Raw genomic sequence first — 6266 nt, forward strand, 5'->3', positions numbered from 1 at the left:
CTATTGACGGCCACTCTTTCATTGCTATTTTAGTCATATTTTTTCTTCAGCTATTTTGTGGCTATTGTTGCTACTTATCGCCCACGACATTTTGAGATTTTTATTATGCAAACATCGACCCATGCTCCCTCCGACACGAGCAACGCCCGCCCTATTCGCACGCGTATTGCGCCCTCGCCGACTGGTTTTCCGCATGTCGGTACCGCTTATATTGCGCTCTTTAATTTAGCCTTTGCCAAAGCCCACGGTGGTGAGTTTATTTTGCGTATTGAGGACACCGATCAAACGCGCTCAACTGCCCAATCTGAGCAGATGATTTTGGACGCGCTACGCTGGGTCGGACTTGACTGGAGCGAGGGGCCAGACGTTGGTGGCCCGCATGCGCCTTATCGTCAGAGCGAGCGTAGCGATATTTATAAAAAACACGCCGAGCAGCTGATAGCAAGCGACCATGCGTTTCGCTGTTTTTGTACTACAGAAGAGCTAGACGCCATGCGCGCTGAACAAATGGCCAATGGCGAGACCCCGCGCTATGACGGCCGCTGTGCCCACCTACCTCCAGAAAAAACTGCGCAATTGGTAAGCGAGGGCACCCCGCATGTGATCCGTATGCGTGTACCCACCGACGGCGTTTGCCAAGTACATGACATGCTGCGCGGCACCGTCGAGATTCCTTGGGCGCAAGTCGATATGCAAGTATTGCTAAAAACCGACGGTATGCCAACTTACCATCTTGCCAACGTCGTTGACGATCACTTGATGGAGATCACTCACGTTATGCGCGGCGAAGAGTGGCTCAACTCCGCCCCCAAGCATCAGCTGCTTTATGATTACTTTGGTTGGGAGATGCCAACACTCTGCCATATGCCGCTACTGCGTAACCCCGACAAATCAAAGCTGTCGAAACGTAAAAACCCAACCTCAATTACTTACTACCGTGATGCCGGCGTACTACCTGAGGCGCTGCTCAACTACCTAGGCCGTATGGGCTACTCAATGCCTGACGATACCGAAAAATTCACCTTGGATGAAATGATTGCCAGCTTTGATATCCAGCGCGTGTCTCTTGGCGGCCCTATCTTCGATACCGAAAAACTCAATTGGCTAAACAGCGAATGGCTACGCGCGCTTACACCTGAAGAGCTTAAAAACAAAATCCTTGAGTGGGCCAGTGACAGCGATAAACTCACCGCGATCGCCGCTGCGATTCAGCCACGCATCGAGCTGTTGTCTGACGCGGTCAACTGGGGCGGCTTTTATTTCCAAAACCTGCCAGACATCACCGCTGAGAGCTTTACGCATAAATCGCTTGAGCCTGAGCAAATCATCGAGCTGCTACAACTGGCGCTTTGGCAGCTTGAGACCCTGCCGACGTGGTCGGAGGAAAACATCTATACCACGCTAAAAGGCCTCGCCGCCCACCTCGATATCAAGATGCGCGACTTTATGGCGCCATTCTTTATCGCGATTGCGGGTAGCACCTCATCGACGCCCGTTATGAACTCGATGGCGATTATCGGTGCGGATATGACCTTGACGCGCTTGCGTCATGCGGTTGATGTCTTAGGCGGCCTCGGTAAAAAGAAACTGAAAAAGCTTGAGAAAAAAGCGGCGGATCTGCCTAATTTTTTGGCTGATGCATAGTTTGGCAGCAGGGTATCCTTGTACTTGCCGATGAAGAGTAGAATGGATAAATAATAACAAAGAGTCAGCTCGATACTGGCTCTTTTTTATGTAACACCCATACTCAAACGCCCATAATTAGCCATTTAAATACTTTTAATGACTTTTTTTGCATTATTTTGCATTATTTTAAAAATAGCGGTTGACAAGACTGCTGGTCTTACCTAAAATACGCACACTCTTAGCGAGGGGCTATAGCTCAGTTGGTAGAGCACTTGCATGGCATGCAAGGGGTCAACGGTTCGACTCCGTTTAGCTCCACCATACTATTTATCGCTCAACGGATAAATATTGCTTTGAGAACAATGTCAGCACCTAGGCAAGGCTTATTAATAAATAAGCGCTCTGATATTGTGAAGTACCGTTATAACCATAGGTTATGACACTCTATGCGTCCCCATCGTCTAGAGGCCTAGGACACCGCCCTTTCACGGCGGTAACGGGGGTTCGAATCCCCCTGGGGACGCCACTATTCGGCGTCACTTATTAGCACTTTTGCTTAGCATCAGGTTAGACTAATAAGCGAACACTAAAAAATCCCAGTCATCATCCGGTGACTGGGATTTTTTTCATTTGGCGTTTATAAAAACCATCGATATGAGCTGCTCATGATGACCGATACCATGTAAACTACGAAATAAACGATAAATAAAACACTCCCTTATTATTGCTATCACAAGGAAGTATGAGCCATGTTCGGTATCGAAAACTATCTGGGCTTTGTCTCGGCGGCGATTTTGCTAAACCTCACTCCAGGCACCGATACGATGTATATCATCACCCGTAGCGTCTCACATGGCAGCGCAGCAGGGTTTTATTCTGTCCTCGGTATCATCTCAGGCATCTTGGTGCACACGGTATTCGCCGCATTGGGTCTATCGATCATTTTGATCAACTCGCCTCTGGCCTTTACGATTGTAAAATATATCGGTGCCAGCTACTTATGCTATCTGGGTATAAAAATGCTGATGAGCAAGCAGCCTTCTTTACTGGCCAATCATTTGCCAAAAAGTCGCCCATCGGCACCTGCCAACTCTATAGCGCACTGGCAAATATACAAACAAGGCGTATTAACCAATGTCTTTAACCCAAAAGTCGCGCTATTCTTCCTTGCATTTTTTCCGCAGTTTATCGATCCTAGCTATACTCATAGCGCCTTGTCATTTCTGATTTTGGGATTGAGTTTTGCGCTGACGGGCTTTGTATGGTGTTCGTGCCTTGCTTTATTGGCCTCAAAATTTAGTGCCAACTTAAGAAAAAACCCAGCTATCGAAGTGATTTTAAATAAAATAAGCGGCGTAGTGTTTGTTGGTTTGGGAGTTAAGCTATTGACTGAAAAGGGTTAAAAAAACTGCAAACAATGATCAAATAAGCTGATTTGTATAAAATCTAACCTACCCATAAAAAAGCCCAGTCCCCTACATTAAGGGAACTGGGCTTTTCCAATGTTAATGCTAAGTTAAATCTAACAACTTACTACGCAGCGTCTTTGTGATCGCTTGCAAGCTGTCGCAGTACATAGTGCAATACGCCGCCATGACGCACGTATTCGCGCTCTTTTGGTGTCTGCAAGCCGACATTGACCTCAAAGGTTTCGGTCGAGCCATCAGCACGGGTGGCACTGACTTGAGCGGTTTTGCTCTCGCCATTGTTTAGACCAGTGATGCTCAGCACTTCAGAGCCATCGAGCTTGTAGGTTTGTGCATCTTCGCCATCTTTGAAAGTCAGCGGCAATACACCCATACCGACAAGGTTTGAGCGGTGAATACGTTCAAATGACGTGGTCAATACCGCTTTTACACCAAGCAAAATCGTACCTTTTGCTGCCCAGTCACGGCTTGAGCCTGAGCCATACTCTGCCCCGCCGAGGACGACGAGCGGACGCTTATCTTCTTTATACTTCATCGCCGCATCATAGATAGCCATTTCTTCGCCATCTTGTAACGTCGACTTGTCATCTTTGAAGTAATAGGTGTAGCCGCCTTCTTTGCCGCCCATCATTTGGTTTTTGATACGGATATTGGCAAAGGTACCACGGGTCATGACTGCATCATTACCACGGCGTGAGCCATAGCTATTGAAGTCCGCTTCCATGACGCCGCGCTCTTGCAGATACTTACCTGCTGGCGAGTTTGGATCGATATTACCCGCAGGCGAGATATGGTCAGTGGTAATTGAGTCACCAAATAAACCTAAGATACGCGCACCTTCGATATCAGGGATACCTTCTGGCTCCATGGTCATACCATCAAAGAACGGTGGATTTTTGATGTACGTTGAGCCTTCATCCCATGGATATAGCTGGCTATCGGCTGAGCTAATCGCGTTCCATTCTTTACTACCGTCGAACACTTCACCATAGTTTTTACGGAACATATCAGCATCGATATTATTGGCAATCAGCTCGTTGATTTCATCTGACGTTGGCCAAATGTCTTTTAGATAGACATCGTTGCCGTCTTGGTCTTGACCGAGCGGATGGGTGGTTAAGTCGATATCCACCGTACCTGCCAGCGCATAAGCGACGACTAATGGTGGCGACGCCAAATAGCTTGCCTTGACATGCGAGTGAATGCGACCTTCAAAGTTGCGGTTACCAGAAAGTACCGCTGCCGCCACTAAATCATTTTCTTCGATACCTTGCTCGATACTTTCAAGCAGTGGTCCTGAGTTACCGATACAAGTAGTACAACCATAACCAACTAAGTAAAAACCTGTTTTTTCTAGCTCATCCATCAGTTTGGTTTTTTCTAAGTAATCCGTCACCACTTTTGAGCCAGGTGCCAATGAGGTCTTAACCCAAGGCTTGGCTTTGAGGCCTTTGGCAGCGGCCTTTTTGGCGACCAGTCCAGCACCGAGCATGACGGCTGGGTTTGAGGTGTTGGTACAAGAGGTAATCGCGGCAATCACCACCGCGCCGTCACGTAATTTATACTTCTCATCATTAATGTCAACGATACTACAGAAGTTACCGTCTTCATCACAGTTTTTCGGCTTAGCTGCTAGGTTTTTGGCTTGCTCTTGCTCACCGCCTTCTTGATCAAAGCGTACCTTGCCTTCAACTTCTGCCTTGCGGTCTTTGGTCATCTTCTCAAGCGTTTCGCCGAATTTTTCGTGCATATCAGATAAGTTGATACGCTGCTGCGGTAAGTTAGGGCCTGCCAGTGCTGGCTGGACAGAGGACAGATCAAGCTCTAGCTTACTTGAGTAAGTTGCCGCTGGCGTATCGGCATCATGCCATAAGCCCTGTGCCTTGGCATATTTTTCGACCAGCTCAATTTGCGCTTCGTCACGGCCTGATAGACGCAGATAGTCAATCGCCATTTGGTCAATCGGGAAAATACCACAAGTCGCGCCATATTCTGGCGACATATTGGCAATCGTCGCCCGATCTGCTAATGGCATTTGATGCAAGCCTTCACCGTAGAATTCGACAAACTTACCAACCACGCCATGTGCCCGTAGCATCTCGACCACGCGCAATACCAAATCCGTCGCGGTGACGCCTTCTCTGAGTTTGCCTGTCAGCTCAAAGCCAACCACTTGCGGAATCAGCATCGAAGACGGCTGACCGAGCATCGCCGCTTCGGCTTCGATACCGCCAACACCCCAACCAAGCACACCGATACCATTAATCATCGTCGTATGACTGTCGGTACCAAACACTGTGTCAGGATAGGCGGTCAGCTCGCCATCGATATCTGCTGCCATGACCACGCGCGCAAGATACTCAAGGTTGACTTGGTGCACGATACCGGTCGCTGGTGGAACAACGACAAAGTTTTCAAAGGCATTTCGGCCCCAATGGAGAAACTCATAACGCTCATTATTACGCTTAAATTCAATCTTTTCGTTGAGATCCAGCGCATCTTCGCGGCCATAAGCATCCACTTGTACCGAGTGGTCGACGACCAACTCACTGGGGATAAAGGGATTAATTTGCTCAGCACGACCACCCAGCTCTACTACTGCATCACGCATCGCTGCCAGATCAACGACTGATGGCACGCCGGTGAAATCTTGCAGCACCACGCGTGCTGGCATGAAGGCAATCTCTTTGGACGCCTCAGCGCCAGCGTCCCAGTTGGCCACTGCTTCGATGTGGTTTTTGCCGACAGACTGACCATCATCTTCGTTACGCAATAGGTTCTCTAGTACGACCTTCATACAGTATGGTAGCGTATTGATATTGTCGTAAGTCTCGGCAAGTTTGGGCAAGCTATAATAGGCATGCTCCTTGCCATCGACCGAAATGGTGTCTTTTACATTAAAGATATCACTCATGGTAGCTTCCTTATCGTTGTTATAAATCCTAAACATAAATGGCCAATTACAAGTTAGCATTTATGTTGATATTGGTGGCTCAATAAATAAATGTTGGTTTATTAAAGAAATACTGTGTCAAAGTAGGCACTAAAAACATTCATTATTACAAAACCATGTAAGACAAAATCCTAAGACATATGTTTTCACCAACTCAAGCTATAAAGATGCTTGTAAGACCTGACATCAGCTTGTTTTTACCATAACAAATATATAGTGCTTTGTTAACGTCTAGACGTAGTCAAATCGTGGCACAATCG

The 6266-nt window shown here is 47.5% G+C and carries 3 protein-coding genes and 2 tRNA genes; 4 read left to right on the forward strand and 1 reads right to left on the reverse strand.

The window, feature by feature from the left end:
• Positions 1–105 precede the first annotated feature (105 nt).
• The 4 genes from gltX to J3491_RS06095 all read left to right on the forward strand — a co-directional run bounded on the left by gltX (position 106) and on the right by J3491_RS06095 (position 3029).
• Positions 106–1644, forward strand: a complete 1539-nt coding sequence (gltX, locus tag J3491_RS06080; RefSeq protein WP_075102485.1) for a glutamate--tRNA ligase — start codon at positions 106–108, stop codon at positions 1642–1644.
• A gap of 227 nt (positions 1645–1871) precedes the next feature.
• A tRNA-Ala gene (locus tag J3491_RS06085) sits at positions 1872–1947 on the forward strand.
• Between the two features lie 129 nt (positions 1948–2076).
• Positions 2077–2152, forward strand: a tRNA-Glu gene (locus J3491_RS06090).
• A gap of 223 nt (positions 2153–2375) precedes the next feature.
• Complete coding sequence (locus J3491_RS06095; protein ID WP_207969517.1) at positions 2376–3029, forward strand: LysE family translocator; 654 nt, start codon at positions 2376–2378, stop codon at positions 3027–3029.
• A gap of 130 nt (positions 3030–3159) precedes the next feature.
• Here J3491_RS06095 and acnA read toward each other — a convergent pair whose 3' ends face one another.
• Entirely contained in the window at positions 3160–5967 is a 2808-nt protein-coding gene (gene acnA / locus J3491_RS06100) for an aconitate hydratase AcnA (protein WP_207969518.1), read from the reverse strand.
• Positions 5968–6266: the final 299 nt, after the last annotated feature.

The organism is Psychrobacter halodurans (assembly GCF_017498075.1).
Lineage (GTDB): Bacteria > Pseudomonadota > Gammaproteobacteria > Pseudomonadales > Moraxellaceae > Psychrobacter > Psychrobacter celer.

What these genes read in the sequence shown, in the direction of transcription:
- acnA (WP_207969518.1), bottom strand. Translation starts at nt 5,967, where the DNA reads ATGAGTGATATCTTTAATGTAAAAGACACCATTTCGGTCGATGGCAAG.
- gltX (WP_075102485.1), top strand. Translation starts at nt 106, where the DNA reads ATGCAAACATCGACCCATGCTCCCTCCGACACGAGCAACGCCCGCCCT.
- J3491_RS06095 (WP_207969517.1), top strand. Translation starts at nt 2,376, where the DNA reads ATGTTCGGTATCGAAAACTATCTGGGCTTTGTCTCGGCGGCGATTTTG.